Source organism: Azospirillum sp. (genome assembly GCF_050789165.1).
In genome coordinates this window covers 68,562-93,829 of sequence record NZ_JBOZRT010000028.1, presented here as the reverse complement: position 1 = coordinate 93,829, position 25,268 = coordinate 68,562, and the positions used below count along the sequence as shown (strand labels likewise).

20 protein-coding genes are annotated in these 25,268 nt (G+C 71.3%); 8 read left to right on the top strand and 12 right to left on the bottom strand.

What is annotated here, in order from left to right; translation table 11 throughout:
- Positions 1-21: 21 nt before the first annotated feature.
- The 4 genes from ACRWK7_RS05455 to cysE form a co-directional block, all read right to left on the bottom strand.
- On the bottom strand, positions 22-663 hold the full coding sequence (locus ACRWK7_RS05455) for a molecular chaperone DnaJ (RefSeq protein ID WP_431855183.1): 642 nt from the start codon (positions 661-663) through the stop codon (positions 22-24).
- Between the two features lie 112 nt (positions 664-775).
- Positions 776-1,888 carry a cysteine desulfurase family protein gene (locus ACRWK7_RS05450; protein ID WP_431855182.1) on the bottom strand — a complete coding sequence of 371 codons (1,113 nt, stop codon included), beginning with the start codon at positions 1,886-1,888 and terminating at the stop codon, positions 776-778.
- A 226-nt stretch (positions 1,889-2,114) separates the two neighbouring features.
- A complete protein-coding gene (locus ACRWK7_RS05445; RefSeq protein ID WP_109118029.1) occupies positions 2,115-2,585 on the bottom strand; it encodes an Rrf2 family transcriptional regulator in 471 nt (156 codons plus the stop codon).
- 58 nt (positions 2,586-2,643) lie between these two features.
- Positions 2,644-3,390: a serine O-acetyltransferase gene (gene cysE, locus ACRWK7_RS05440; protein WP_431855181.1), complete on the bottom strand. Its 747-nt coding sequence runs from the start codon at positions 3,388-3,390 to the stop codon at positions 2,644-2,646.
- 256 nt (positions 3,391-3,646) lie between these two features.
- On the opposite strand from cysE, the gene ACRWK7_RS05435 reads away from it, so the two are divergent.
- Complete coding sequence (locus tag ACRWK7_RS05435; protein ID WP_431855180.1) at positions 3,647-4,309, top strand: alpha/beta hydrolase; 663 nt, start codon at positions 3,647-3,649, stop codon at positions 4,307-4,309.
- A gap of 145 nt (positions 4,310-4,454) precedes the next feature.
- Here the strand turns inward: ACRWK7_RS05435 and ACRWK7_RS05430 are convergent, their stop codons facing one another.
- Entirely contained in the window at positions 4,455-5,003 is a 549-nt protein-coding gene (locus tag ACRWK7_RS05430) for a carbonic anhydrase (protein ID WP_431855179.1), read from the bottom strand.
- A 75-nt stretch (positions 5,004-5,078) separates the two neighbouring features.
- A complete protein-coding gene (locus ACRWK7_RS05425; protein WP_431855178.1) occupies positions 5,079-6,143 on the bottom strand; it encodes an anhydro-N-acetylmuramic acid kinase in 1,065 nt (354 codons plus the stop codon).
- Between the two features lie 115 nt (positions 6,144-6,258).
- On the opposite strand from ACRWK7_RS05425, the gene tyrS reads away from it, so the two are divergent.
- The gene (tyrS, locus tag ACRWK7_RS05420) at positions 6,259-7,512 is read left to right on the top strand and encodes a tyrosine--tRNA ligase (protein ID WP_431855177.1); all 1,254 of its coding nucleotides are present in this window, start codon (positions 6,259-6,261) and stop codon (positions 7,510-7,512) included.
- 121 nt (positions 7,513-7,633) lie between these two features.
- Here the strand turns inward: tyrS and ACRWK7_RS05415 are convergent, their stop codons facing one another.
- The gene (locus tag ACRWK7_RS05415) at positions 7,634-11,314 is read right to left on the bottom strand and encodes a DUF3971 domain-containing protein (RefSeq protein WP_431855176.1); all 3,681 of its coding nucleotides are present in this window, start codon (positions 11,312-11,314) and stop codon (positions 7,634-7,636) included.
- A gap of 198 nt (positions 11,315-11,512) precedes the next feature.
- On the opposite strand from ACRWK7_RS05415, the gene ACRWK7_RS05410 reads away from it, so the two are divergent.
- The 3 genes from ACRWK7_RS05410 to ACRWK7_RS05400 all read left to right on the top strand — a co-directional run bounded on the left by ACRWK7_RS05410 (position 11,513) and on the right by ACRWK7_RS05400 (position 15,964).
- Positions 11,513-14,509 carry a bifunctional [glutamine synthetase] adenylyltransferase/[glutamine synthetase]-adenylyl-L-tyrosine phosphorylase gene (locus tag ACRWK7_RS05410; RefSeq protein ID WP_431855175.1) on the top strand — a complete coding sequence of 999 codons (2,997 nt, stop codon included), beginning with the start codon at positions 11,513-11,515 and terminating at the stop codon, positions 14,507-14,509.
- Positions 14,506-14,970 (top strand): thioredoxin-dependent thiol peroxidase, encoded by a 465-nt coding sequence (bcp, locus tag ACRWK7_RS05405; RefSeq protein WP_431855174.1) that lies wholly within the window; start codon positions 14,506-14,508, stop codon positions 14,968-14,970. The genes ACRWK7_RS05410 and bcp overlap by 4 nt, the downstream gene beginning before the upstream one ends.
- 160 nt (positions 14,971-15,130) lie before the next feature.
- Positions 15,131-15,964: a hypothetical protein gene (locus ACRWK7_RS05400; RefSeq protein WP_431855173.1), complete on the top strand. Its 834-nt coding sequence runs from the start codon at positions 15,131-15,133 to the stop codon at positions 15,962-15,964.
- A gap of 120 nt (positions 15,965-16,084) precedes the next feature.
- On the opposite strand, the gene ACRWK7_RS05395 is transcribed toward ACRWK7_RS05400, so the two are convergent.
- Positions 16,085-17,884: an acyl-CoA dehydrogenase gene (locus ACRWK7_RS05395; RefSeq protein WP_431855172.1), complete on the bottom strand. Its 1,800-nt coding sequence runs from the start codon at positions 17,882-17,884 to the stop codon at positions 16,085-16,087.
- 157 nt (positions 17,885-18,041) lie between these two features.
- Here ACRWK7_RS05395 and cdd point away from each other — a divergent pair, with 157 nt between their 5' ends.
- Both cdd and ACRWK7_RS05385 read left to right on the top strand, forming a co-directional pair.
- Entirely contained in the window at positions 18,042-18,860 is an 819-nt protein-coding gene (cdd, locus tag ACRWK7_RS05390) for a cytidine deaminase (RefSeq protein ID WP_431855171.1), read from the top strand.
- Between the two features lie 27 nt (positions 18,861-18,887).
- Positions 18,888-19,865 carry a hypothetical protein gene (locus tag ACRWK7_RS05385; protein ID WP_431855170.1) on the top strand — a complete coding sequence of 326 codons (978 nt, stop codon included), beginning with the start codon at positions 18,888-18,890 and terminating at the stop codon, positions 19,863-19,865.
- Positions 19,866-19,986: 121 nt separating this feature from the next.
- Here ACRWK7_RS05385 and ACRWK7_RS05380 read toward each other — a convergent pair whose 3' ends face one another.
- The 3 genes from ACRWK7_RS05380 to ACRWK7_RS05370 form a co-directional block, all read right to left on the bottom strand.
- On the bottom strand, positions 19,987-21,402 hold the full coding sequence (locus ACRWK7_RS05380) for an FAD-binding oxidoreductase (protein ID WP_431855169.1): 1,416 nt from the start codon (positions 21,400-21,402) through the stop codon (positions 19,987-19,989).
- A gap of 73 nt (positions 21,403-21,475) precedes the next feature.
- Positions 21,476-22,738 (bottom strand): pentapeptide repeat-containing protein, encoded by a 1,263-nt coding sequence (locus ACRWK7_RS05375; protein ID WP_431855168.1) that lies wholly within the window; start codon positions 22,736-22,738, stop codon positions 21,476-21,478.
- Positions 22,739-22,825: 87 nt separating this feature from the next.
- The gene (locus ACRWK7_RS05370) at positions 22,826-23,794 is read right to left on the bottom strand and encodes an L-threonylcarbamoyladenylate synthase (protein ID WP_431855167.1); all 969 of its coding nucleotides are present in this window, start codon (positions 23,792-23,794) and stop codon (positions 22,826-22,828) included.
- Positions 23,795-23,906: 112 nt separating this feature from the next.
- Here ACRWK7_RS05370 and parA point away from each other — a divergent pair, with 112 nt between their 5' ends.
- Complete coding sequence (gene parA, locus ACRWK7_RS05365) at positions 23,907-24,554, top strand: ParA family partition ATPase (RefSeq protein WP_431855166.1); 648 nt, start codon at positions 23,907-23,909, stop codon at positions 24,552-24,554.
- A 2-nt stretch (positions 24,555-24,556) separates the two neighbouring features.
- Here parA and ACRWK7_RS05360 read toward each other — a convergent pair whose 3' ends face one another.
- Positions 24,557-25,267 carry a CDP-alcohol phosphatidyltransferase family protein gene (locus ACRWK7_RS05360; protein WP_431855165.1) on the bottom strand — a complete coding sequence of 237 codons (711 nt, stop codon included), beginning with the start codon at positions 25,265-25,267 and terminating at the stop codon, positions 24,557-24,559.
- Position 25,268 lies beyond the last annotated feature (1 nt).

Sequence of the window (25,268 nt, the reverse complement as noted above, 5' to 3'; positions counted from 1 at the left end):
GACTCCTCAGGCGTTCGTCTCTTACGGGGTCTTGTCGGTGAAGGCGGCGCGGCGCTCGCGCGCGGCCTCGGCGATGGCCTCCAGGTCCTCCAGCCGGGCCAGCACGCGCGCGGCGTTGCCGGTCAGCCCGGTGCGGAAGGCGATGGACAGGTCGCGGATGCACGCCTCGATGCGGTGGACCACGTCCAGCGCCACCCGGTCCACCGCCGCCGCGTCGGGAGCGGCGGCGAGGTCGCCGCGCAGGTCCATGGCGTCGGGGTCGTCGGCGGGCGACGCCGCGACGCGCTCGATGCCCAGCATCTCCAGCAGGTAGCTGGCGCGGCGGACGGGGTCGCGCAGCACCTCGTAGGCGGCGGTCATCGCCTCGGCCTGGGCGCGGGCGTGCGCCTGCTGGCGGGCGCCGCGGGCGACGAAGCGCTCGGGGTCCAGCGCCTTGGTCAGGCCGGTGTGCTGGCGGCCCAGCTGCTCCAGGTCGATGTCGAAGCGGCATTCCAGATTGAGCCGCGCGAAGTGGTCCAGCTCGCGGGGCGGCAGCACGGCGCCGCAGCCGTGGCAGAACAGCGCGCGCGCCGACACCGACCGGCTGCACAGCCAGCACGGCTGCATGTCGCCGGCGATGGTGCCGGCGATGCGAGGACCGTTGCCGTTGTCCGACTGGCTCATGCGGGCTTTCCATTGGACGCACGTGCACGGGCGGACGCCCGTTTCCGGCGCGTCATACCGGCATCGGCGGCGCGACGCAACACCGGGATGCGCCGAACGCGCCACGAAGCCATCATTGCGCAGGCCCCAGACGGCGCGCCATGGCGGTCCAGGCGGCGAGGAAGCGCCCGACATCCTCGTCCGTGCTGCCCCAGCCGAGGCTGATGCGCAGCGCCGAACCGGCCAGCGAATCGTCCGCCCCCATGGCGCGCAGCACGTGCGACGCCTTGACCTTGCCGCTGGAGCAGGCCGAGCCGGCGCTGACCGCGACCCCCGCGAGGTCGAGCGCCATCACCTGCGTCTCGCCGCCCACCCCCGGCAGCGCCAGGCAGGAGACGTTGCCCACCCGCGCCGCCTCCGCCCCCATGACGCGGGCCGCCGGGACCGCCTCCAGCGCGCGCGCCTCCAGGGAGTCGCGCAGCGCGGCGAGGTCCTGCGCCGCGGCCAGATCCTCCGCCGCCAGCGCCGCGGCGGCGCCGAAGCCGGCGATGCCCAGCAGGTTCTCGGTGCCGGCGCGGCGCCGCCGCTCCTGCCCGCCGCCGCGCAGCAGCGGCTCCGGCTCGACGCCCTCGGCCAGCAGCAGCGCGCCGACTCCGGCCGGCCCGCCGATCTTGTGCGCCGACAGCGTCAGCAGGTCGACGCCGAAGTCCGCCAGCGCCAGCGGCAGCCGTCCGGCCGCCTGCACGGCGTCGCAGTGGAGCAGCGCGCCGTGCGCATGGGCGATCCGTGCCGCCTCGGCGACCGGCTGGACGACGCCGGTCTCGTTGTTGACCAGCATCAGCGACACCAGCGCCGGGCCGGTCTCGGCCAGCAGCCGTTCCAGGGCGTCCAGATCGGCGCGCCCCTGCGAATCGACGGGAATGCGGGCGGCGTCGGGCGCGGCGGCGAGCACCGAGTCGTGCTCAATGGCGGACACGACCACCCGCCGACCGGGAAAACCGCGCAACGCCAGATTGTTGGCCTCGGTGCCACCGGCGGTGAACACCACGCGGGTCGGCGCGGCGCCGGCCAGTGCGGCGACCCTGGCCCGGGCGTCCTCGACGGCGCGCCGCACCGCGCGGCCGTGCCCGTGCACCGAGGACGGGTTGCCGGCGAGGTCGAGCGCCGCCGCCACGGCCGCCTTCACCCCCGGCTTCAGCGGCGCGGAGGCGTTGTAGTCGAGATAGACGCGGCCGTCGGAGAACATGGCGGGACTATGAGGTTCCTGTCTAAGCCCCCACGGGAGAGGGGGGAGAGCGTTGCCCGGCCCAGGGCCGAGTCACCACGAAGACTCGAAGACACGAAGGTGAGAAGCGCGAACCTGCCACCTTCGTGTCTTCGAGTCTTCGTGGTGAAAAACGCGGTCAGCGCACTGCTCCGTCCCCGTCCCCTCTCCCGCAGAGGAGAGGGGCTTCAAAGGAACGGGGCGGTCGTCACTCCGCCGCGACGGCCGGGTCGACGCGTTCGGCGCGGGCCATGATGCTGGTGCCGATGACGCGCTTCTCCACCACGTCGGCGATGGTGACCGAGCTGAGGTACATGTGGATCTGGTTGCCCAGCTCTTCCCACAGGTCGTGCGTCAGGCAGCGCGAGCGGTTGGTGCGGCAGCCCTGCGGCGTGATGTTGGCGCAGCGCGTGGTGCGGATCGGCTCGTCCACCGCCAGGATGATGTCGGACACCCGCGTGTTGTCGGCCGTGTAGGCCAGCAGGTAGCCGCCGCCGGGACCGCGCACGCTCTTCACCAGGCCGCCCTTGCGGAGCTTGGCGAACAGCTGCTCGAGGTAGGAGAGCGAGATCTCCTGCCGCTCGGCGATGTCGGCCAGGGCGACGGGGCTGCCGTTGCTGTTGGCCGCGAGGTCGACCATCGCCATCACGGCGTAGCGTCCCTTCGTGCTCAGTCTCATCTCACCACCTCTCCTTATTTCTTGTTCCGGTCCGCCGCCCGCAGCCGCCGGCCGGTTCTCAACAGGGCCCCAGCGGACCGGCGTCCGCCGCCGCGTGCTCGCGCACCCGGACGTCCGGTTCATCCTTCAGGGGCGCCATGGGCGTATCGGAGCGCTCGTGCTCCAGCTCCTCGACCCGCCGGCGCAGCGTGGCGACCTGATCGAGCAGGCCGGACAGCGCGCGCGCCACCGGATCGGGAATGTCCCCGCACGGCGTGCCGTACGGCAGGAACGTGTTGGTCTCGGCCTTGTCGCGCGGCACCACCACGCGGGCGGCGACGCCAACCATGCTGGCGCCCGCCGGCACGTCCTTCACCACCACGGCGTTGGAGCCGATGCGCGCCCCCTTCCCCACCGTGATGCCGCCCAGCACCTTGGCGCCGGCGCCGACGACGACGCCGTCCTCCAGCGTCGGGTGGCGCTTGCCGTGGTGCAGCGCGGTGCCCCCCAGGGTGACGCCGTGGTAGAGCACCACGTCGTCGCCGATCTCCGCCGTCTCGCCGATCACCACGCCCATGCCGTGGTCGATGAAGAAGCGGCGGCCGATGGTGGCGCCGGGGTGGATCTCGATGCCGGTCAGGAAGCGGGCGGCCTGCGAGAGAAAGCGCGCCAGCAGCTTCCACTCGCGGTCCCAGCAGTAATGCGCGATCCGGTGCATCAGCAGCGCGTGGAGGCCGGGATAGCACAGCACGACCTCCAGCCGCGAGCGCGCGGCCGGATCCCGTGCGATGATCCCGTCGATCTCTTCGCGAAGATGCTTGAACACCGTGTCACCCGCCGTGGTATAGTCCGCGCCCTTACCTCTCCACTTCGGTCCGAGCGACGTTCGTGCGGGGCCGATCGCGTGGGTTGCCCCGAACGTACCATCGACGCATATATGATGACCAAGCAAAACGGTCAAGAATTGTGTTGGCGAAAAACGTGGCGCCCCGTGCGAGTCCACATTAGCTTGTCCCGCGCTGGCAGGTCCCGTCCTGGCAGTCGTTCACGTCATTCGAGTTCGCGCCAGGATCGTCGCCCCAATGCCTGAAGTGATCATCAACGGTCCGGCCGGCCGACTGGAAGGTCGCTACACCCATGGCAAGGCGCAGAACGCGCCGGTCGCCCTGCTGCTTCATCCGCACCCGCAGCACGGCGGGACGATGAACAACAAGGTGGTGTTCACCCTCTTCCAGGCGTTCACCAAGCGCGGCTATTCGGCCCTGCGCTTCAATTTCCGCGGCGTCGGCCGCAGCCAGGGCAGCTACGACAAGGGCGAGGGGGAACTGGCGGACGCCGCCGCCGCGCTCGACTGGCTGCAGACCTACAACCCCAACGCGTCGCTGTGCTGGATCGCCGGCGTCTCGTTCGGCGCGTGGATCGGCATGCAGCTGCTGATGCGCCGGCCGGAGATCGACGGCTTCGTCAGCGTGTCGCCGCCGGCCAACCTGTTCGACTTCTCGTTCCTGGCGCCCTGCCCGTCGTCCGGCCTGATCGTCAACGGCGAGAAGGACGAGCACGTGCCGCAGGCCGCGGTGACCAAGCTGGTGACCAAGCTGTCGCACCAGAAGGACATCCGCATCGACCACCGCGTGGTGCCCGGCGCCAATCACTTCTTCGTGAACCGCACGGACGATCTGGCCGTGCAGGTGGACGACTATCTCGACCGCGCGCTCGGCAACCCGCTGGCGGTGGCGGAGGGGTAACGCCCCGTTCGATTTGAACACCCCAATTCCGTCATGCCCGGGCTTGTCCCGGGCATCCACGCGCTCGAACATACACAAGGGTTCGGGTCGTGGATGGCCGGGACAAGCCCGGCCATGACGATGGTGAGAGGACGTGGCCGAGCGGTCAACCGACCTTCTCGACCGTGCCGTCGAGCGCCATGATCAGCAGCTCGACGCCCAGGTCCGGGTGCTTCTCGCGGATCATCATGCCCAGCTTGCCGAGCACCTCGCCGTGCACCGCCGTCTCCTTGGCGCGGTCATCCTTCAGGTCCTGGCCGAGGAAGACCTTGTAGGCACCGCAGTCGCGGTGATCCATGACGATCACCTTCTTGATGTGGTGCAGCGTCTTGGCCACCTCGACGTGCCGCCAGAAGGTCTGGCCCCAGGTCGGCTCCTTCTCGGTGATGGCGCCCAGGCTGGCGCCGGCCAGGATGACGTGGTCGTATTTGTTGGTCATGCCGCGGCCGTCCATGTAGCGCGCGGTGTCGTCGACCAGCCGGTAGTCCATGCAGGACAGCAGCAGCGCCTCGACGTCGCCGGCCGCCGCGGCGTGCCGGATCGGCGTGGCGCTCAGCAGCATGGCGCCGCCGCCCAGCGCGGCGAGCTTCAGGAAGGTGCGGCGGTCGCCGGTGGCCGGGCGGTGGCAGGTGCAGGCGTGGTCGTGGCGGTGCATGGGCATCTCCCCTGGTGAGCAATCAGCACCACGAACGATAGCCGAGCAATCGACCTCCGCATTACCTCTTTTGCGTCAGGGACTGTGACAACGCCCGCCGGTCACCGGCACCGGCACCCCGGTGGTGGTCGGCAGGCTGAGCGGCAGGCCGAGGCGCGAGCGCACCGCCAGATAGGCGAAGGCCTGCGCCTCCAGCGCGTCGCCGTCCCAGCCCACGCTCTCCACCGGATCGACGGGCGCGCGCAGGCGGTCGCGCAGCATCTCCATCAGCGTCGCGTTGTGCCGTCCGCCGCCGGTCACCAGCCAGCGCTTCGGCGGGGCCGGCAGGTGCGGCAGCACGCGTTCCACCGCGAAGGCGGTGAAGGCGGTCAGCGTCGCCGCCCCGTCCTCCGGCGACAGGTCGCGCACCGGCGCCGGGTCGAAGGCGTCGCGGTCCAGCGACTTCGGCGCCGGCCGGTCGAAGTAGGGGTTATCGAGCAGCTCGGTCAGCGCCAGCGCGTGCACGGCGCCGCTGCGGGCCAGCTGCCCGCCCTCGTCGTAGCGCCGGCCGGTCTTCGCCAGCACCCAGTCGTCCACCAGCGCGTTGGCCGGGCCGGTGTCGCAGGCGATCACGTCGTCCTCTCCGTCGCCGATCCAGGTGACGTTGCCGACGCCGCCCAGGTTCAGCACCGCCAGCGGCTTGGGCAGTCCGGAGGCGAGCGCGCGGTGGAACAGCGGCGCCAGCGGCGCACCCTGGCCGCCCGCCCCCACGTCGGCGGTGCGGAAGTCGTGCACCACCGTGATGCCGGTGCGCTGCGCCAGCAGGGCGCCGTTGCCGATCTGCCAGGTCCGGCGCTCGTGCGGCGCGTGCAGGATGGTGTGGCCGTGGAAGCCGATGAGGTCGACGTCGGCCGCGCTCACCCCGGCCTGCGCCAGCAGATCCTTTACTGCCGCGGCGTGCGCCTCGGTCAGGTCGCGCTCGACGTCGGCGACGTCGCCCTTGCCGCCCAGGCAGGCGCGCAGCCGGGCGCGGAAGCCGTCGCCGTAGGGCGTGAAGCGGAAGGCCAGCGGCTCGACCCGGTCGACACCGTCGGTGCGCACCAGCGCCGCGTCGATGCCGTCCATGGACGTGCCGCTCATCAGGCCGACGACGGTCTGCATGCACCCTCTCCTTGCGCTATCGGGCGGCGAGCATAGCCCCCGCCGCCGGAATTGTCCGCACCGGCGTTCCGTGCTAACAGACGCGACCCTTCTCCCCGTCAGACGAAGACCGGCCATGACCACGCTGAAATCGGATTTCCTGCGCACCTTGCAGGAGCGCGGCTACATCCACCAGTGCACCGACATGGAGGGCCTGGACACCAAGGCCCAGGGGGGGCCGATCGTCGCCTATATCGGGTTCGACTGCACGGCCGACAGCCTGCACGTCGGCAGCCTGATGCAGATCATGATCCTGCGCTGGCTGCAGAAGACCGGCCACAAGCCGATCGTGCTGATGGGCGGCGGCACCACCAAGATCGGCGACCCAAGCTTCCGCGACGAGAGCCGTCCGCTGCTCGACGACGCGGCGATTCAGCGCAACATGGACGGCATCAAGAAGGTCTTCGCCAAGTACCTGACCTTCGGGGACGGCCCGACCGACGCGGTGATGGTCAACAACGCCGACTGGCTGGACGCGCTGCACTACATTCCGTTCCTGCGCGACATCGGCCGGCACTTCACCATCAACCGGATGATGAGCTTCGAGTCGGTGAAGATCCGCCTCGACCGCGAGCAGCCGCTGACGTTCCTGGAATTCAACTACATGATCCTCCAGGCCTACGACTTCATGGAGCTGTCGCGGCGCATCGGCTGCGTCCTGCAGATGGGCGGCTCCGACCAGTGGGGCAACATCGTCAACGGCGTCGAGCTGACCCGCCGCGTCGACGGCAAGGAAGTGTTCGGCCTGACCTCGCCGCTGCTGACCACCGCGTCGGGCGCCAAGATGGGCAAGACGGCGGCGGGCGCAGTGTGGCTCAACGCCGACAAGTTCAGCCCCTACGAGTTCTGGCAGTACTGGCGCAACACCGAGGACGCCGACGTCGGCCGCTTCCTGCGGCTGTTCACCGAGCTGCCGCTGGACGAGGTGGCGCGCCTGGAGGCGCTGGAGGGCGCCGGCATCAACGAGGCGAAGAAGGTGCTGGCCACCGAGGTGACCGCGCTCGCCCACGGCCGCGCGGCAGCCGAAGAGGCCGCCGAGACCGCGCGCCGCACCTTCGAGCAGGGCGCCGCGGCCGAGGGCCTGCCGACCGTCGAGGTGCCGCGCGCCGAGCTGGAGGCCGGCGTGGCCCTGGTCGACCTGTTCGTCACCGCCGGCCTGACCGCGTCGAAGGGCGAGACCCGGCGCAAGATCAAGGAAGCCGCGCTGAAGCTGAACGACGCCGCGGTGACCGACGAGGCGGCGAAGGCGACGCTGGCGGACCTGAACGCCGACGGGGCGATCAAGCTGTCGTTCGGCAAGAAGAAGCACGCGCTGGTCAAGGCCGTTTAGGTCTCCGCAGCGGGCCCCCACCCAACCCTCCCCCACTTCGCGGGGGAGGGCTTTTTGCTCCTCCCCCCGCGAAGTGGGGGGAGGCTGGGAGGGGGGCCCAGCGCCCGCACCTCCCCACCCCTCAGTTCCGATGCTCGTCCAGCCCCGGCGTCGCCGGTGCCGGCGTGTCGCCCTTGCCCCGCCCCAGGAAGAACAGGTTGCGCAGGAAGCCCGGCGCCAGCACGGCCAGCGGGTTGACCGACACGGTGGGGTCGGCCATCGGCCCCTCGACGTGCCACGTCGCGGCGAAGATGCCCTGCCCCGCCCCGCCGCTCAGCGCATCGCCCAGCAGCGGGATCTGCCCGATGATGCGGTTGATGCCGTAGACCGGCACGATGGTGCCGCGCAGGTTCGCCACGTCGGTGCCGAGGTCGATGTCGCCCTCCGCGGTCAGGCCCAGCGCGCTGCCCGACGTGCGCAGCTCCTTCAGCGTCAGCAGCCGCCCCTCCTTGCGGAAGTTGCCGGTCAGCCGGCCGAAGTGGATGCCCTTGCCGCCGCCCAGAAGCTCGGCGAAGCCGCTCGGCGAGAGGGTGTTGAGGATGCGCGCCAGCGTCGGAACGTCGACCGCCGTGTAGTCGGTCAGCTCCACCTGCCCCTCGATCACCGCGTCGGCGCGCGGCTCCACCGTGGTGCCGGTGATCTTCAGGGTGCCGCCCTGGATGCGGTCGGTGACGTCGAGCATGCGCAGCACCGTCCCGGCGTCCTGCCCGACGATCGACACCTCGTGCCGCCGCCCGGCCCCCGGCCCGCCGCCCGGCGGCCCGTAGTGCACGGTCAGCGAGCCCCTGTCCCCCGCCTTCCCCTGCGCGTCGAGCCGGTTCCACGCCACCCCGTCGTTGCGCAGGTCGGCCGTCACCTGGGTGAGCTGCCGGCCCTCGCCGAACACCACGCGGCCGAGCCGGGCGTTGATCGCCAGCGGCTTGCGCTTCGGCTCGTCGGTGCTGGAAGCGGCGCGGTTGTGCTTGAGGAAGGCTTCCAGGTCCAGGCTGTCGCCGACCACCGTCACCGCGTAGCCGCCGTCGCGCGGCATCAGCTCGCCGCGCGCGCGGGTGCGGCCGAGCGTCAGCTCGTTCACCAGGATGCGCGACAGCGTGGTGCCGCCCGGGGCCAGCTCGACCACGCCGGTGGCCTTCAGCCCGCCGCCCTCGACGCTGATGCCGTTGACCTTGGAGACCTTGTCCTTCTGGAACTCCAGCGCGAAGCGGCCGGTGCCGGCGGTGCCCGGCGGCTTGGTCCAGCCCAGCTCGGGAATGCTCAGCGTCGTCTTGCCCAGGTCCAGCGTGCCGGTCAGCGCGAGGCGCTTGGAGCGGTCCACCGTGAACACGAGGTCGGTGCCCACCGGCCCCTCGGCGTAACCGGCGGGGTCGGGGATGAAGCGGGTGAAGTCGGCGGCCGACGGCGTCGCCTTGACGGCCACGCGGGTGCGCGGCCCGCGCGCCGTGGAGTCGAAGGACTCCCGCCACTCCACGTTGGCCGGCACGCCGTCCAGCTTGGCGGTGCCCTTCACCGTCATGCCCTTGGTGGTGAGGTTCACCTCCACCGCGCCGTCGGTGGCGTCCAGACCGGCCGCCACCTTCTCGATGCCGACGCCGGTCGCCTTGCCGGTGACGCCGACCTCCACCTGCTCGACCTTCAGGTCGACCAGCAGCGGGAACTGCAGGTGCAGCTTGGCGTCCACCAGACCGGCGGTGCGGCGCGGGTCCATGTCCAGGCGCTTGGGGTATTCCAGCGGCGGGTTGTTCAGCACCGTCAGGATGGTGCGCAGCGGCCCCTGCATCGGCACGTCGATGGCGATGTGCTCCTTGCCGCCGAGGTCGCTGATGACGACGACGCCCTCGCCCAGCTTCACGTCGTCGATGCGGCCGCCCTGGGTGTGGACGGTGAAGGTCTTACCGTCGGTGGTCGCCCGCATCTTGGCGACGCCGAGCACCGGCGGCAGCGGCCGGAAATACTCGACGTCGGTTCCCTCGCCCTCCATCGCCACGTCCACCAGGGTGGGCTTGAACGCGTGGAGGTCGTCGCGCGGGGCGGCCCCGGCGAAGCGCGCCTTCGCCTCGTGCACCACGCCCTTGGACAGGTTGGTCACCACCCACTTGCGGGCGTTCGGCGACACCGGGAGCGGCCACCAGCGGTGCAGGTCGTCGAGCGGCACCCCGCGCGCCGTCGCCTCGGCCGCCACCGTCAGGTCGGGGCCGGACACGCCGACCTGCGCGCTGGCCTGCATGGTCGGTCCGCCGAGGTCGAGGGTCAGCGCCTCCAGCGACAGCCGGTCGGCGACGCGGTCGCCGGACGCACGCAGGGTGAGCGACGCGACCTCCAGCGGCGCCTCGAACACGCCCGGCAGGTCGAGGCGGCCGGCCCCGGCGGCGAGGTCGAGGCGGCCGCGGCCCGGCATGAACCGGCGGTCCAGGTCGAGGTCGACGGTGCCGGAAATCGGCAGCGTCGCCTTCGCCAGCGGCGCGAGGTCCGGCGCCAGCCCGGCCAGCGCCGCCGGCACGAGGTCGCGCAGTTCCGCCACCACGCGCGGCCCGCCGTCGCCGGGGGTGGCGGTGGCGCGCAGCTCGGCGGTGCGCCCGCCGGCCGCCAGCGTCAGCAGCCCGCTGCCGATCGGGCCGTCCGGCTCGTCCATCAGGGTGCCGCTGCCGCCCAGCTGCGCCTCGGCCAGGGCCAGCGCCATGTCCTCGACGGTCAGCTTCTTCGCGGTCAGGTCCAGCTCGCCGCGGGCGCGGGCGGAGCGCACGGCGTACGGCTCCGGCCGCACCGGCAGGCCGAGGCTGCCCGCCCCGGCGGCGAGATCGAAGCGCATCCGCGTCGGACGGAAGTCGGGATCGAGCACCGCCGCCAGCGTGCCGCTGACCGGCACGGCGGCGGCGCGCAGCGGCTCCAGCGCCGGCGCCACCTGCGCCAGCGCGGCGAGGTCGAGGTCGTCCACCCGCAGGGCCGCGGTGGTGGTGCCGTCGCCCGCCCGGTAGCCGCCGGTGGCCTCCACCGTCGTCGGCCGGCCGCCGAGGTCGAGCGTCAGCCGGGCGCGGCCGTCGATGCCGTCGTCGCCCCGGTGCAGCGCGATGTCGGCGCGCGAGGCGTGCCAGGATAGGCCGAACTGCCGGTTCTCCACCCGCAGGTCGGCGCCGACCACGGTCAGCCGGCGCAGCAGGCCCAGCGTGCGGTCTCGCGACGGCGGCCGGCGCAGCGTGTCGAGGAGGTCGGCGGTGACCTCGGTGCCGGCTTCCGGCTGCGGGGCAGCGGCGGCGCCCTCCGGCCCCGCGTCGCGCACGTCGAAGCCGTAGTGGCCGTCCCTGTGGCGGATGACGGTGAGCTGCGGCCCGAACAGATCGAGCCGCGTCGGCGCCAGCCGGCCGAGCAGCAGTTCGCGCAGCGACAGGCCGATGCCCAGCTCCGGCACCGCGGCGATCGGCGCGCCGCCATCGCCGGCGACGCGGACCTGCCGGGCACGCAGGTCGAGGATGGAGGCGCCGGTCTCCGCCTCGCCGGTCCAGCTCAGCACCAGCGAGCCGATGGTGACGTCGACGCGGGCGTCCTCGCCCTCCAGCGCGCGTTCGATGTAGGGCGCCAGCGCGTCCACGGCGACCGGCCCCTGCGCCAGCCGCCACACCAGCGCGCCCGCGCCGGCCAGCACCGCCGCGAGCAGCAGGGTCGCCAGCCAGCCGAGGATCCGGACGGTGCGGCGAATCGTCTTTCCCCTCTCCCCCCTGGGGAGAGGGTCGGGGTGAGGGGGCGCCGCGGTGCGATCGGCTTCGGTCATATTTCCCTCTCCCGTCCCAGGAAAGGGTGGCGCCGGAGGCGCCGGGTGAGGGTAAAGGCAAGGATCCTTGCAGGCACCCTCACCCTCCCGCCCCGCGGGCGGGCCCCTCCCTCTCCCCGGGGGGGAGAGGGACAATCAGCGTTGACCATGGCGGTTGAGATGCGCAGTCTGCCCGTCTGCACAAACAGTGAGCACGCCATGCCCGTCGCGTTCCCCGCCCCGTTGCCGAAGCCCTTCGACCCCGCACAGGCCCAGCTGGGCCGGGAGCGCTGGCGCGAAGAGGCGGCCAAGGGCGGGCCGGAGCTGGCGGCCTGGGCCGAGGCGTTCGCCGCCGACCCGGCCGGTGCGGCGCTGATCGACGCGGTGTGCGGCAACAGCCCGTACCTCGGCCAGTCGCTGACGCGCGAGCTGCCGTTCGTCCGCCGCACGCTGGAGGACGGCTTCGACACCGCCTTCCCCGCGCTGATGGCCGACCTGGAGCGCGACTTCGCGGCCGAGCGCGACATGGACCGGCTGATGACCGGGCTGCGCATCGCCAAGCGGCGCGCGGCGCTGCTGATCGGGTTGGCCGACATCACCGGCTCCTGGACGCTGGAGCAGGTCACCGGTTCCTTGAGCGACACCGCCGAGACAGGGCTCCGCCTCGCCGCCAACCACCTGCTGCGCAGGGCGGCGGAGGCCGGCACGCTGACGTTGCCGGATCCGGAACGTCCGTGGGAGGGGTCTGGCCTGATCGTTCTCGGCATGGGGAAACTGGGCGCGCGCGAACTCAACTATTCCAGCGATATCGACCTGATCGTGCTGTACGACGACGCCGTCGTGAAGACGGCCCAGCCGGACAACCTCGCCCGGACCTTCATCCGACTGGCGCGCGATCTGGTGCGCATTATGGATGAACGCACCCGGGACGGCTACGTCTTCCGCACCGACCTGCGCCTGCGCCCCGACCCCGGCGCCACGCCGCTGGCGGTTTCCGTCACCGCGGCCGAAATTTACTACGGCTCGGTCGGCCAGAACTGGGAGCGCGCGGCCATGATCAAGGCCCGCCCGGTCGCCGGCGACCTGGAGGCGGGCAAGGCCTTCATGCGCTTCCTGGAGCCGTTCGTCTGGCGCCGCCACCTGGACTTCGCTGCGATCCAGGACATCCACTCGATCAAGCGGCAGATCAACGCGCACAAGGGCCACCGCGAGGTGACCGTCAACGGCCACGACATCAAGGTCGGCCGCGGCGGCATCCGCGAGATCGAGTTCTTCGCCCAGACGCAGCAGCTGATCTACGGCGGCCGCGACATCCGCGTGCGCCCCTCCCCCACCCTCAAGGCCATCGAGGCGCTGTGCGAGGTCGGCCGCGTGGTGCCGGCGGCGGTGGAGGAGCTGGACCGCGCCTACCACTATCTGCGCCGGGTCGAGCACCGCATCCAGATGATCGAGGACCGGCAGACCCATCAGGTGCCGCCCGACGACCGCGGGGTCGAGCACCTCGCCCGCTTCCTCGGCTATGACGAGTCCGACGCCTTCCGCGCCGACCTGCTGGCCACCCTCGGCCTCGTCGAGGACCGCTACGCCGAGCTGTTCGAGGAGGCGCCGTCGCTGTCCTCCAACACCGGCAACCTCGTCTTCACCGGCACCGACGACGACCCCGGCACCGTCAAGACGCTGGCCGAGATGGGCTACCAGGACCCCAGCCGGGTCATCAGCGTGGTGGCGGCGTGGCACCGCGGGCGCTACCGCGCCACCCGCTCCGCCCGCGCGCGCGAGCTGCTGACCGAGCTGGTGCCCGGCCTGCTGCAGGCCTTCGCCAAGACGCCGGTGCCGGACACCGCGCTGATGAAGTTCGACGGCTTCCTGGAGAAGCTGCCGGCCGGCGTCGGCCTGTTCTCGCTGTTCTACTCCAACCCGGCGCTGCTGGAGCTGGTGGCCGAGATCATGGGCAACGCGCCGCGCATGGCCGAGGTGCTGTCGCGCAACCCGTCGCTGCTCGACGCGGTGCTGACGCCGGACTTCTTCGACGCCCTGCCCGGCCAGGACGTGCTGGCGCCGGAGTACGCCCGCGTCGTCTCCGCCGCGCGCGACTTCGAGGATTCGCTGGGGCTGGCGCGGCGCTGGACCAACGACCAGCGCTTCCGCGCCGGCATCCACATGCTGCGCAACATCACCGACGGCGACCGCTGCGGCCCGTTCCTCGCCGACCTCGCCGACGTGGTGGTGCCCGACATTGCGGCGCGCGTGCAGGAGGAGTTCGCGCGGCGGCACGGCACCGTCCCTGGCTCCGACTGGGTGATCGTCGCCATGGGCAAGCTGGGCAGCCGGCAGCTGACGCTGACCTCCGACATCGACCTGATCGTCATGTACGACTCGGCGCCCGCCGCCACCATGTCCGACGGCGCCAAGCCGCTGTCGGCCGGCGAGTACTACATCAAGCTGACGCAGCGCCTGACCAACGCCATCACCGCCCCCATGGGCGACGGCCGCCTGTACGAGGTGGACATGCGCCTGCGCCCCAGCGGCAACGCCGGGCCGCTGGCGACCTCGCTGGAGTCCTTCGTCAAGTACCAGCAGCAGGACGCCTGGACGTGGGAGCACATGGCGCTGACCCGCGCCCGCGTGCTCGGCGCCCGCACGCCCTTCGCGGAGAAGGTGGAGGCGGCGATCCGCGCCGCGCTGGTGCGCCCGCGCGACCCGGACAAGCTGCTGTGGGACGTCGCCGACATGCGCCGGCGGATCGACAAGGAGTTCGGCACCGACAACCCCTGGAACGTCAAGTACCACCGCGGCGGCCTGATCGACATCGAGTTCATCGCCCAGTACCTCCAGCTCCGCCACGCCGCGGAACAGCCGGCCGTGCTCAGCATCGGCACCGCCAACGCGCTGAAGGCGGCGGCGGCGAACGGCCTGCTGGACGCGGATGTGGCGAAGGACCTGGAGGCAACGCTGCGCCTGTGGCGCCGGGTGCAGGGGTTCCTGCGGTTGACGACCGACGGCGTGCTCGACCCGCGGCAGGTGTCGGAGACGCTGTTCGCCGGTCTGGCGCGAACCGCCTTCCCCGGAGAGGCGGCGCCGGTTGACTTCGCGGAACTCGACGCCAGAATCCGTGCGGTCGCCGCGCGGGCCCACGCCCACTTCCGCACCCTGGTGGAGGAGCCGGCGGCCAAGCTCACCCCGCCCGCCCATACCGAGGAACCCAACATACCATGACCGTAGAGGCCGGAACTCCCGCCCCCGACTTCACCATGCCGACCGACGGCGGCGGCAGCGTCACGCTGTCCGCGCTGCGCGGCAAGCCGGTGGTGCTGTACTTCTACCCGAAGGACGACACGTCCGGCTGCACCGCGCAGGCCTGCGGCTTCCGCGACCAGCTGCCCGACTTCCAGGGCGTCGACGCCACGGTGATCGGCGTGTCCAAGGACTCGGTCGCCAGCCACGACAAGTTCAAGGCCAAGTACGAGCTGCCCTTCACCCTCGCCTCCGACAAGGAGGCCGGAGTCGCCGAGGCCTACGGCGTCTGGGTCGAGAAGAGCATGTACGGCCGCAAGTACATGGGCATGGAGCGCGCCACCTTCCTGATCGACAAGGACGGCGTGGTCCGCAAGGTCTGGCGCAAGGTCAAGGTGCCGGGCCATGTGAAGGAGGTTCTGGAGGCGGTGAAAGGGCTGTAAGCCCCTCACCAACGGAAGCTTGGCCTCGGCGGGGCGGGGTATTCCCGGGATCGCTCGGACTAAACCCAACGCTTGTTTAGCAAGCAGCTTGGAATCTCTATAAAGTCCGCATGCAATGAAACGTTGGTTCGCTCCAGCGTCCCGGCAAGGAATTACCCCCATGAACGTCGCCAACATCGCCCGGCGTCTGGCTGCCGGTGAACTTCATTATGCGCTCGGCCGGTTCGAGACCGTGCGCCGCGGCTACAGCCTCGTGCGCGGCTTCGGACGCCGCCCACGCGGCGGGCCGCCGTTGGTGCCGACCTTATTCCCCCGGGTGGACGTGGCGGCGGCGGTGGAGGAGGTCCGACGGGAGTCGGTGGCCTTCGGCTTCGACCTGCCCGCCGAGGTGGTGGCCGAGCTGCAGACCTTCGCCCGCACCGCCACGCTGTACGACCGCGGCCTGCCCCGCCCCTTTCGCCACGAGGACGTGACGGACGGGCGGCTGGCCGACGGCACCCCCGCCGTCCTCGGCCTGATCCCCGAGCCCACGCAGAACGCCGCGGTCCGCCGCATCTGCAGCGACCACGTCCTGCTGGACGCCGTGGCCCAGTGCCTCGGCTACCGCCCGAAGAAGCTGATCCCGCGCCTGTTCTGGAGCTTCGCCACCCGGATGGACGAGGATGAGCGGCGCCGCCGCGGCCAGACCATCGACTGGCACTTCGACGTGCACGACTTCAACTTCTGCTCGGCCTGCTTCTACCTCAGCGACGTGACGGAGCGGACCGGGGCGCACGCGCTGGTGCGCGGCTCACACCGCGACAAGCCGCTGCGCTTCCTGGTCGGGTCCGCCAACGCGCCGCAGGACGAGGTCTTCGCCCATTTCGGCGCCGACCGCGCGATGATCATCGAAGGCCCGGCCGGCACCGGCTTCCTCGAGGACACCTCCTGCTTCCACCGCGCCATGCCGCCGCTGGAGGGCGAGCGCCTGATGATGCAGATCTGGTTCAGCTAGGATTTTCCCAAGAAACCGTCATGCCCGGGCTTGTCCCGGGCATCCACGTGCTTGAACGGTCCCAAAAGGTCCGGGTGCGTGGATGGCCGGGACAAGCCCGGCCATGACGATATGCGACGGTCAGAACTGCTCCTCGCTCAGCGCCATCACCGTGCGCTGGGCGCTGAGGATCGGCACCAGCAGGCCCTGCGTGCTCGGCAGGATCTGCTCGGCGTAGAAGCGGGCGGTGACCAGCTTGGCCTCCAGGAACGGCGCGTTGGCGCCCGGCTGGCGCAGGGACTCCAGCGCCTTGGCCGCCGCCTTCGCCATCATCCAGCCGCCGGCCACCGTGCCCCACAACCGCAAATAGTTCACCGCACCGGCCGCGGCGGCGCGGGCGTTGCCCTCCTGCTGGACGCGCACCACCCACTCCGTCGCCTGATCGAGCGTCGCCAGCGCGGTCGACAGGTTGGCGAGGATCGCCTGCATGTCGTCGCCGGGCGCGCCGTCCAACTCGGCCAGGGTGGCGCGGATCTCGGCGATGAAGGCGTTCGCCGCCGCCCCGCCGTCGCGGCCGACCTTGCGGAAGACGAGGTCGTTGGCCTGGATGCCGTTGGTGCCCTCGTAGATCGGCGTGATGCGGGCGTCGCGGTAGTGCTGCGCCGCCCCGGTCTCCTCGATGAAGCCCATGCCGCCATGCACCTGCACGCCCAGCGAGGTGACCTCGCAGCCGATGTCGGTGGACCACGCCTTGACGATCGGCGTCACCAGATCGATGCGCGCCTGCGCCGTCTTCCGCACCTCGGCGTCCTCGTGGCTGCGCGCGAGGTCGAGTTGCGTGCCGGCGTAGAGCGCGAGGGCGCGCGCCGCCTCGGTCTTGGCGCGCATCTCCAGCAGCATGCGGCGGACGTCCGGGTGGTGGATGATCGACACCGCGGGCCCGCGGGCGTCGGCGACGTCCTTGCTCTGCACGCGGGTGCGGGCGTAGTCGCGCGCCTGCTGGTAGGCGCGCTCGGCCAGCGCGATGCCCTGGATGCCGACGCCCAGGCGGGCGTTGTTCATCATGGTGAACATGTACTCCAGGCCGCGGTTCTCCTGGCCGACCAGAGTGCCGATGGCGCCGTCGTGGTCGCCGAAGGCCATGACGCAGGTCGGGCTGGCCTTGATGCCCAGCTTGTGCTCCAGGCTGGCGGCGCGGGCGTCGTTGCGGTCGCCCAGGCTGCCGTCCTCCCTGACCAGGAACTTCGGCACGATGAACAGCGAAATGCCCTTCACCCCGGCCGGAGCGTCCGGCAGGCGCGCCAGCACGAGATGGACGATGTTCTCGGCCATGTCGTGCTCGCCGTAGGTGATGAAGATCTTCTGACCCGAAATGCGATAGGTACCGTCCTCCGCCCGCACCGCGCGCGTGCGCACCGCGGCGAGGTCGGAACCGGCCTGCGGCTCGGTCAGGTTCATGGTGCCGGTCCAGGTGCCGGCGATCAGCTTGGGCAGGTAGGTCGCCTTCTGCTCGGCGCTGCCGTGCTCGGTCAGCAGGTCCACGGCGCCCTGGGTCAGCAGCGGGCACAGGCCGAAGGACAGGTTGGCGGCCTGCCACATCTCCTGCGCCGCGAACTGCACGGTCCACGGCAGTCCCTGGCCGCCGTAGTCCGGCTCGAACGGCAGGCTGCCCCAGCCGGCCTCGACGAACTGGGCGTAGGCCTCCGTCCACCCCGTCGGCGTGCGCACCACGCCGTTCTCCAGCACCGAGCCCTCCTTGTCGCCCACCGTGTTGAGCGGCGCGAGCACGCCGGAGGCGAACTTGCCGCCCTCCTCCAGGATGGCGTCCACGACGTCGGGCGTGGCGGACTCGAAGGCGGGCAGACCGGCCACGCGGTCGAAGCCGACCACCTCGTTCAGCAGGAAGCGGAAGTCGGCGACAGGGGCGGTGTAGGGGATCATGGAACGCGTGGCCCTCCCGAGACCGTGCAGGTGTTGTTCTTGTGGCCCGGCAGAATACCGCGCCGTATGGTGGTTGGCGATACGCCGTTGGCGCAGGGCCGCCAGCCCAGCGCATTACCTTTACGTAAACGTCATCAAGCGCGCAAGGGGCGAGAGAATGGATCCGGCGCTAGCGGAACTCGCAAGGCGCAACAGCTTCCGTGGGGTGATCGCGGCGGACGAGGTGCAGCACCTTGGCCTCGCGCTGCCGGACCTGCTGCCGCTGGCGGCGCGCTACGCCCGGCCGCCGGTGTCGGGCTTCTCCGTCGGCGCGGTCGCGCAGGGTCTGTCGGGCGCGGTGTACCTCGGCGCCAACATCGAGTTCCCCGGCCAGCCGCTCAACGCCTCGGTGCACGCCGAGCAGAGCGCCGTCGCCAACGCCTGGATGCACGGGGAGCGCGGGCTCTCCCTCCTGGCCGTCACCGCCGCGCCCTGCGGCCACTGCCGGCAGTTCCTGCACGAGCTGGCGCACCCGCCCACCCTGCTGCTGCCCGGCCGCGAGCCCAGCCCGCTCTCGACGTTCCTGCCCGACGCCTTCGGCCCGCATGACCTCGGCATCGCCGGCGGGCTGATGGATCCGGCCGACCACCGCCTGACCATCGACTCCGACGACCCGCTGCTGCGCGCCGCGCTGGAGGCCGCCAACGCCAGCCACGCCCCCTACACCCGCGCGTACGCCGGCGCGGCGCTGCGCACCGCGGACGGCGCGGTGGTCACCGGCCGGTACGCCGAGAACGCCGCCTTCAACCCCGGCCTGCCCCCGCTGCAATGCGCCGTGGCGTTGCTGGTGCTTTCCGGGCGCTCGCTGGACGAGGTGACCGCCGCCGCGCTGGTCGAGCACCCGGCGCCCGCCAGCCACGCCGAACCGGCCCGCGCGCTGCTCGCCCCGCTCGGCATTCCTGTCACCGTGGCGCTGGCACGCCCATTGCAAAGCTAGGGGCGAACCCCAGCAGGGATTGCCGCCATGACCTTCGCCTCCGCCATCGCCCAGTCCGCCCAGTCGGCCATCCAGGCCCAGAAGACGCCGCGCGGCCCCGCCGAGGTGGAGGCGGCGGTGCGCAACGCCAGCGCCAAGACCGGGGTCAATTTTGCCTACCTCATGGAAAAAGCTGCCACCGAGAGCGGGTTCCGCACCGACGTGAAGTCGTCCTCGTCCAGCGCCACCGGGCTCTACCAGTTCATCGACTCGACGTGGCTGACCACGCTGAAGGAGCACGGCGGCGACCACGGCCTGGGCCAGTACGCCAACGCCATCCAGACCCGCTCCGACGGCCGCCCCTACGTGTCCGACCCGGAGATGCGCAACAAGATCCTCGAGCTGCGCAAGGACCCGAACGTCTCCGCCCTCATGGCCGCCGAGTTCACCAAGGACAACCAGGACTACCTGAAGGAAAACGTCGATAAGGGCAGCATCGGCTCGACCGAGCTGTACATGGCGCACTTCCTGGGCGCGGCGGGCGCGGCGAAGTTCCTCAACGCCATGCACGACAGCCCGAACCGGCAGGCGCAGGACCTGTTCCCCGAGGCGGCGGCGGCCAACAAGGCGGTGTTCATCGACAAGGACACCGGCCGCGGCAAGACGCTGAAGGAGATTTACGACCGCTTCGCCAAGCGCTTCGACGAGATCGGCGGGTCGCCCGCGGTTTCGGCGACCGAGCGGGTGCGCCGCCAGGACATGCCGGACGGCTTCACCACGCAGATGCCGAGCGTCTCCGCCCGCACCATCGGCGGCACGCCGCTGTCGATGTACCAGATCCTGGCGCTGAACGCGCTGGAGACGCCGGACGAGGCGGAGACCAACACCATGCGCCCCGGCAACCGCAAGTCCGTCTCCCAGCCGGAACGCCACCGCATGCGCGACGAGCCGGTGCGCGGCGACCAGACGCCGGAGACGGGGTTGGGCCTCGGGCTGGGGCGGACGCCGTTCGGGCAGGCGGCGTAACAGTTACGATGGCCCCCTCCCCATCCCTCCCCCGCTTCGCGGGAGAGGGGGCTGCCGACGACGCGGCGGAGTTCCCTCCACCTCGAAGAGGGGGAGGGCTAGGGAGGGGGCAAAACCTGCCTCAGGGCAGCAGCTTCCCCGGATTCATGATCCCCTTGGGATCCACCGCCGCCTTCACCGCGCGCATCAGGTCCAGTTCCACCGGGCTCTTGATGTGCGGCATGTCGTCCTTCTTGAACCGCCCCACCCCGTGCTCGGCCGAGATGGAGCCGTCCAGCTCCAGCACGATCCCGTTGACGATGTGGGTGATCTCCTCCCAGCGGTCCATGTAGGCCGCCGTGTCGGCCCCCGCGGGCTGGCTGAGGTTGAAGTGGATGTTGCCGTCGCCGACATGGCCGAACGGCGTGACGCGGATGCCGGCGCAGGCCGCCTCGACCGCCGCGGTCGCCTTCTCCAGGAACTCGGCGACGCGGCTCACCGGGATCGACACGTCGTTCTTGATCGAGCCGCCCTCGAACTTCTGCGCCTCGACGATCGCCTCGCGGATGAACCACAGCTGGTTGGACTGGCTCTCGCTCGCCGCCAGCGTCGCGTCGGTGGCCAGCCCGGCCTCGAACGCCTCGCCCAGCGCCGCCTCGAAGTTCTCGCGGAACGCATCGGACTGCGTGCCGGCGGTCAGCTCGGTCAGCACGTACCAGGGCGACGGCTCGGACAGCGGGTCCACCGTGCCGGCGACGTGCTTGAGCGCGAATTCCAGGCAGCGGCGCGACATCAGCTCGTACGCCGCCACCGCGTCGCCCGACGCGGCGCGCAGGCGCGCCAGCAGCGCGATGGCGGACTCGGGGTCCGGTACGGCGACGAACGCCGTCTCCACCTGCCGCGGCCGCGGGTAGAGCTTCAGCACCGCGGCGGTGATGATGCCCAGCGTGCCCTCGCCGCCGATGAACAGGTGCTTGAGGTCGTAGCCAGTGTTGTTCTTGCGCAGCCGGCGCAGGCCGTTCCACACCCGCCCGTCCGGCAGCACCACCTCCAGTCCCAGCACGAGGTCGCGCATGTTGCCGTAGCGCAGCACGTTGATGCCGCCGGCGTTGGTGGAGATCAGGCCGCCGACTTGGGCTGTGCCCTCGGCCCCCAGGCTCATGGGCAGCAGGCGGTCCTGCTCCTTGGCGGCCTCCTGCGCGGTCTTCAGCACGACGCCGGCCTCGGCGGTCATGGTGTAGTTCAGCGGGTCGAGGTCGCGGATGCGGTTCATGCGCGACAGGCTCAGCACGATCTCCGTCCCCGCCTCGTAGGGGATGGAGCCGCCGACCAGCGAGGTGTTGCCACCCTGCGGCACGATGGGCTGCCCCGCCTCGGCGCAGGCCTTGACCACCGCCGCCACCTCGTCCGTGCTGGCCGGGCGCACCACCGCCGGGCTGTCGCCCTTGAAGCGCCCGCGCCACTCGGCGAGGTACGGCGCCATGTCCGCCGGCTCGGTGATCAGGCCGTTGGGGCCGACGATGGAACGGATGCGGTCGAGAAGGGCGGAGACGGTCATGGCGCGGTCCGGGATTTCGAATTCGGGCGAGCGGCAACCTACCCTCTCCCTTCCGGCATTTCCAGGCCGAGCGCTATTCGAGCCGCGCACGGTCAAGCCGCGCGCCGTAAAGGTTGCAGTCGGTGAGGTCGGCTCCTTCCAAGCGGGCCTCGCGCAGGTCCGCGTTGCGCAAGTCGGCTCCGGTCAGCGTGGCGCCGCGCAGATCGGCCGGCCAGCGCCGCCCGCTCACCCGGCCCTCGGCGTCCAGAAGTTCCATGGGGCCGAGCACGGCCGACGTGCAGCGTGCGTCCGTCAGATCCGCGGACGACAGGTTCGCTCCCAACAGGCTCGCATGGTCCAGGTCGGCACCGCGCAGGCGCGAGCCGGACAGGTTGGCCAGCGGCAGCGCGCTGTGCCGGAAGCTCGCCTTGGTCAGGCTGCAATTTCTCAGCACCGCCCCCCGCAGGTCGCAGGCATCGAAGCTCAGGCCGTCCAGCGTTTCGCCGTCGAGGCTCAACCGCTCTCCAGCGGCTCCGTTGCTGGTGATCCACAGAACGTGCCGGGTCAGCATCTCCTCGATGCGGTCCGGAAGACGGTCGCCGCTGTCGCGCGTGACGGCGCCGTACAGCTGCGCCCCCTCGAAGTCGCCGTCCGACAGGCGGACGTTCCGCAACTCGGCGTCACGCAGATCGGCGTGCCGGAACACCGCGCCCGCCGTCCGGGCGTTGTCGAGGATGGCGCCTTTCAGCTTGGCGTCGGTGAAGTCCGCACCGGACAGATCAGCGCCGCTGAGATTGGCGGCGAACAGCTTGGCCTCGCGGAAGCTCGCGCCGTGGAGCCTGGCACCGGACAGGTCGACCTGCGACAGGTCGGCTCCCTCGAAATCGGCGTCCGACAGGTCGGCACCCGCCAGCGTCGCCGGTCGGGCGCGGAGGCGGCGCTCCCGGCCCAACCAGAAAACGAGTTGGCCGGGCCGCAGGTCGGCTCCCCGCAGCACGGCGTCCGAAAGCCGTGCTCCCATCAGGTTGGCCCCCCTCAGGTCGGCGCGGCACAGGCTGGCCTGCCTCAGGTCGGCGCCCGTCAGGTTCGAGCCGAAGAGATCCGCAAGGTCGAAGACGCTTCCCGTCAGCTTGGCGGCGCTGAGGTCGGCGCCCACCAGAACGGCCCGCGACAGGGTCAGGTTGCTGAGATCCTTCGCGGACAGAGACACGCCCTTGAACGCGAACAGACGCCCGTTCGGGCGTCCGTCCAGGAACGCCTTGTGGGCAGCCGCGGCTTGCAGAAGCTCGCTGCTGGTCAGCGACGCCCTTTCCTGGACGCCGTCGGGCAGGGGATGCGCTAGATCGTTCGACGACATTGTGGCATGTGCGAGCTTGCGGCGCCGGTCCGGATCACGTCAAACGGTGTACGAACATAGCCGGGCGTCGGATCGCCGCCATGTCTATTATCTCGGCGCCGCCGCCCGCCGGAGCCTGTCGTTGATCGCCACCCCCAATCCCTCCTCCGGGATCGGCATCACGGCGATGGCGCGGACACCCGGCTTGTCGAGCGCCCGCAGGTGGTGGAAGAGGTTGGCCGCCGCCTCGTTGAGGTCGCCTTCCAGCGACAGGTTCAGCTTCTCCCGGCCGCCGCGCACGAAGCGGTCGGGGCCGAAGCTCAGCAGCGCCTCGTCGTCCTCCGCCCCCTGGGCGTTCAGGCGCACCGCGGCCCGCGGGGCGTAGTGGCTGGCCAGCTGGCCCGGCGACTTCGGCGCGTCCGGGTCGCCGGAGGAGACCAGGATCGGCCCGATCAGCCGCTCGATCTCCTCGCGCAGCACGGCGCCGGGGCGCAGCAGCACCGGCGTCTCGCCGGACAGGTCGAGCACCGTGGATTCCAGCCCGACCGGGCAGCGCCCGCCGGCCAGCACCGCGGCAACCTTCTCGCCCAGGCTCTCCACCACGTGCATCGGCGTGGTCGGGCTGACCGCGCCGGAGCGGTTGGCGCTGGGCGCGGCGATGGGCCGGCCGGCGGCCTTCAGCAGCGCCTGGCCGATGGGGTGGTTGGGAACGCGCACCGCCACGGTGTCGAGCCCGGCCGAGACCAGCAGCGACAGCCCGGCCTCGTCCCGGCGCCGCAGGACCAGCGTCAGCGGCCCGGGCCAGAACTGCTCGGCCACCGCCTCGGCGCGCTCGTCGAAGACGGCGACCCTCTCGGCCGACGCCGTGTCCGGCACGTGCACGATCAGCGGGTTGAACTGCGGCCGGCCCTTGGCGGCGAAGATCGCCGCGACGGCGGTCTCGCTGGTGGCGTCGCCGCCCAGGCCGTAGACCGTCTCGGTCGGGAAGGCGACCAGCTCGCCGGCGCGCAGCAGTGCGCCCGCCTTCTGCAGGGCGGCGGCGTTCGGATGGAGGATTTCGGGGCGTTGCGTGCTCACGGTGCGGCTTTTAAGCGGATGGGGCGGGGAAGTCAAAGCGTCCGGTTGCGCGGACTCGCCCCAACGGCTATGAGGGATGCGCGCAATTCAGAACAAAATGATGGGTGCAGGCATGGCGGGCAAGGTCTTCACCGTGGCGCAGCAGAAGGGCGGAGCCGGCAAGACCACGCTGGTGGCACACCTCGCCATCGCCTGGATGCAGTTGGGCTACAAGGTCGCCACGGTGGACATCGACCCGCAGGGCAGCCTGACCCGCTGGTTCGAGGTGCGCAGCGAGGCCACCGGCGGCGAGCCCGGCTTCACCCACGTGCAGATCACCGGCTGGCGCACCCAGGCGGAGGTGGAGAAGCTGGCCCGCGACCATGACGTTGTGGTCATCGACAGCCCGCCGCACGCCCAGACCGAGGCCCGCATCGCGGTGCGCGCCGCCAGCCTCGTCATCGCCCCGGTGCAGCCCAGCCCGATGGACCTGTGGGCGGTGCAGCCGACCCTCGACCTCGCCCGGCAGGAGAAGCGCCGGCTGTTCCTGGTGCTCAACCGCGTGCCGCCGCGCGCCAGGCTGGCCGACGAGCTGATCGCGAAGGTGCGCGACCTGGTGAACCCGCCCGACATCGAGCTGGCCGAGGCGCAGATCGGCAACCGCACCGCCTACGCCGGCACGCTGCTGACCGGCCTGTCGGTCACCGAGGCCGCCAAGCGCACGCAGGCGGCGGCGGAAATGCAGACGCTGGCGACGGAGATCCTGCGGCACGGCGCCTGACCTCAGGCCGCCCCCCGCACCGTCCGCCACGCGCTGAAGCCGATGTAGTACGCCCCTGCCGCCAGCCACACGGCGAAGGGCAGCATCGGGCGTTCCGGGTGGACGGTGACCAGCCACGCCGCCGACACCAGCCACGCCGTGGTGGCCAGCGCGTTCAGCGGCAGCAGCGCGCGCACCCGCAGCGGGTGCAGGAACTTCACCGGGATGAAGGTCAGCACGCCCAGCGTGGCGATCACCGCGGCGTTGACCGTCGGCCCCAGGCCGAGCAGCCACAGGCACAGCACCACCACGTTCCAGATCGCCGGGAAGCCGACGAAATAGTGGTCGGCGCTCTTCATCCCGGTGTTGGCGAAGCAGTACAGCGACGTCACCAGCATCCACGCCGCCCCCGGCATGGCCAGGCTGCGCGGCAGCAGGTCGAACCACACGACGAACACCGCCGGCACCAGCACGTAGGTCAGGTAGTCGATCACCAGGTCGAGCACCGCGCCGTCGATGCCCGGCAGCGCTTCCTTCACCCGCAGCGAGCGGGCGAAGGTGCCGTCGATGCCGTCCACCACCAGCGCCAGCCCGAGGAAGGTGAAGCACGCTGCCGCCTCCCCCTGCCCCGCCGCCATCAGCGCCGCGAAGCCCAGCACCGCGCCGAACGCGGTGAACCCGTGCACCGCCCAGGCGGCGAGCCGCCGGCCGGCTGAAACCGCTCTGCCCGACACC

Coding starts and splice junctions, on each gene's coding strand:
- ACRWK7_RS05445 (WP_109118029.1), bottom strand. CDS start 2,585: ATGAGACTGAGCACGAAGGGACGCTACGCCGTGATGGCGATGGTCGAC.
- cdd (WP_431855171.1), top strand. CDS start 18,042: ATGGATCCGGCGCTAGCGGAACTCGCAAGGCGCAACAGCTTCCGTGGG.
- ACRWK7_RS05430 (WP_431855179.1), bottom strand. CDS start 5,003: ATGCACCGCCACGACCACGCCTGCACCTGCCACCGCCCGGCCACCGGC.
- ACRWK7_RS05415 (WP_431855176.1), bottom strand. CDS start 11,314: ATGACCGAAGCCGATCGCACCGCGGCGCCCCCTCACCCCGACCCTCTC.
- ACRWK7_RS05395 (WP_431855172.1), bottom strand. CDS start 17,884: ATGATCCCCTACACCGCCCCTGTCGCCGACTTCCGCTTCCTGCTGAAC.
- ACRWK7_RS05450 (WP_431855182.1), bottom strand. CDS start 1,888: ATGTTCTCCGACGGCCGCGTCTATCTCGACTACAACGCCTCCGCGCCG.
- ACRWK7_RS05380 (WP_431855169.1), bottom strand. CDS start 21,402: ATGACCGTCTCCGCCCTTCTCGACCGCATCCGTTCCATCGTCGGCCCC.
- tyrS (WP_431855177.1), top strand. CDS start 6,259: ATGACCACGCTGAAATCGGATTTCCTGCGCACCTTGCAGGAGCGCGGC.
- ACRWK7_RS05410 (WP_431855175.1), top strand. CDS start 11,513: ATGCCCGTCGCGTTCCCCGCCCCGTTGCCGAAGCCCTTCGACCCCGCA.
- parA (WP_431855166.1), top strand. CDS start 23,907: ATGGCGGGCAAGGTCTTCACCGTGGCGCAGCAGAAGGGCGGAGCCGGC.
- ACRWK7_RS05425 (WP_431855178.1), bottom strand. CDS start 6,143: ATGCAGACCGTCGTCGGCCTGATGAGCGGCACGTCCATGGACGGCATC.
- bcp (WP_431855174.1), top strand. CDS start 14,506: ATGACCGTAGAGGCCGGAACTCCCGCCCCCGACTTCACCATGCCGACC.
- ACRWK7_RS05400 (WP_431855173.1), top strand. CDS start 15,131: ATGAACGTCGCCAACATCGCCCGGCGTCTGGCTGCCGGTGAACTTCAT.
- ACRWK7_RS05375 (WP_431855168.1), bottom strand. CDS start 22,738: ATGTCGTCGAACGATCTAGCGCATCCCCTGCCCGACGGCGTCCAGGAA.
- ACRWK7_RS05435 (WP_431855180.1), top strand. CDS start 3,647: ATGCCTGAAGTGATCATCAACGGTCCGGCCGGCCGACTGGAAGGTCGC.
- ACRWK7_RS05385 (WP_431855170.1), top strand. CDS start 18,888: ATGACCTTCGCCTCCGCCATCGCCCAGTCCGCCCAGTCGGCCATCCAG.
- ACRWK7_RS05455 (WP_431855183.1), bottom strand. CDS start 663: ATGAGCCAGTCGGACAACGGCAACGGTCCTCGCATCGCCGGCACCATC.